Origin of the sequence: Microcystis sp. T1-4 (assembly GCF_000297435.1) — a bacterium.
In the GTDB taxonomy this organism is placed as follows: domain Bacteria; phylum Cyanobacteriota; class Cyanobacteriia; order Cyanobacteriales; family Microcystaceae; genus Microcystis.
The window spans coordinates 1-749 of record NZ_CAIP01000352.1; the positions used below are offsets into that span (position 1 = coordinate 1).

Consider the following 749-nt stretch of genomic DNA (forward strand, 5'->3'; position numbering starts at 1 on the left):
GCCTTCCTGACGACCTTCCTGACGCGCTTCCTCGCGCACATCTTGAAAATACTGAGTTTGTTTTAATTCATCTAAACTAAACATAGTTTCTATCTCCCGACGATTGAGAAGCGGTAACTTATAAACGAGAATCGTCTCTATTAATTGTAAGAGTTCTTGCGGTTTTTGGTCGGGGGTTAATTCTTGCCTCACTCTTTGGATTAATTTTCGGGTGCTATCAATCGCTTTTGCTTTAGATAGGGTGATTAATTGCACTGTAGCTAAACCAATCGAAGTTTGAGGAATGTTTTCTAATTCATTCAGATAAATCCGTCTGACTCGCTCGGAGTTGAGGAGTTCCCGATAGCGTTGAACTTTATCGGTTTCTACTTGAGGGTTAGGATAGACAATCACACCCCGCCAATCATTGGTTAAGTCAGTTTTACTGAGATATAAGAATATTTCAGTGAAAAAGCGCTGATAAAAAGCCTCATCTTCTTGAAATTGTACCTCACAGAAGTAGATAGGAGTCTGGGGGTGATTATTTTGAGGCAGAAAGACTCCATCAAGACGAAAGGAAAGTTGTTTGACTTCCACTGAGTCAAAGCGGTAGTTATTGGCTTCGCTGATAGGGAGTTGAATTAATTCAAAGAAGATAGAGGGGAATGATTGAAAGAGTTGATAAAAAATCGTGTCAGTTTTCATGCTTTTATTTTACAAGGCGATCGCATTTTTTTATGTCCCTTTTTGTATAGCTCTAACCTGTTTAA

Annotated in this window: 1 protein-coding gene; it reads right to left on the reverse strand. The window is 39.1% G+C overall.

The genetic code is table 11. The features are described 5' to 3' along the window. Positions 1-684: Rpn family recombination-promoting nuclease/putative transposase (locus MICAI_RS17205; protein ID WP_039900452.1), on the reverse strand; the 684-nt coding region annotated here is incomplete at its 3' end. Between the last annotated feature and the right edge of the window lie 65 nt (positions 685-749).